Below are 837 nucleotides of genomic sequence, written 5' to 3' on the forward strand. Positions count from 1 at the left end.
GCACTAGCGTGCTGGAAGGGAATATCCAAATACGGCAGAATCTTTCCTTCTGCCATTAAGGGGATCAGTTTATCAACATGAGGATAAGGATAAACGTAATGCATTCTTACCCATACACCCAATTCTCCTAGCGCAACAGCGAGGTCTTGCATACGTGTTTCGTGAGCCCGGCCTTCCATAAAATCGAGCTTATATTTAACATCGACACCGTAGGCGCTTGTATCTTGAGAGATAACAAGAAGCTCTTTTACACCACTTTCTACCAAGCGTTTGGCCTCTTCAATAACTTCAGAAATTGGGCGACTTACCAAATCTCCGCGCATATGAGGGATAATACAAAAGCTACAGCGATGGTTACATCCTTCCGAGATTTTAAGGTAAGCATAATGCTTAGGTGTTAATTTGATGCCTTGAGCAGGCACCCTGTCACTATAGTGCGTTTCCTGTTCTTTCGACGGGGGAGCATATTCGTGAACAGCGCCCATTACGCTTTCATAATCGGCCGGTCCGCTAACGTTTAACACTTCAGGGAAAGCGCTCTTTATCTGCTCTGCGTCACTCCCCTTGCCCATACACCCGGTGACAACGACCTTACCATTCTCGCGCATCGCTTCATTAATCGCATCGAGTGATTCTTGCTTGGCAGAGTCAATAAAACCACAAGTATTTACGACCACAACATCCGCATTATCATATTCTGGGGCGACTTCGTAACCTTCAAGCTTTAATTTGGTCAATATACGCTCAGAGTCTACTAAAGCCTTTGGACATCCCAGACTAACGAACCCTACACGTTTCTGACCTTGTTCTTCGCTCATAACTTACCAACCTCAACCC

At 45.5% G+C, this 837-nt stretch carries 1 protein-coding gene; it reads right to left on the reverse strand.

All coding sequences use genetic code 11. The features are described from left to right. The coding region (locus A3763_RS04950; protein WP_156494917.1) for a radical SAM protein at positions 1 to 818 on the reverse strand (818 nt) is incomplete at its 3' end. Between the last annotated feature and the right edge of the window lie 19 nt (positions 819 to 837).

This window comes from Oleiphilus sp. HI0128, assembly GCF_001635365.1.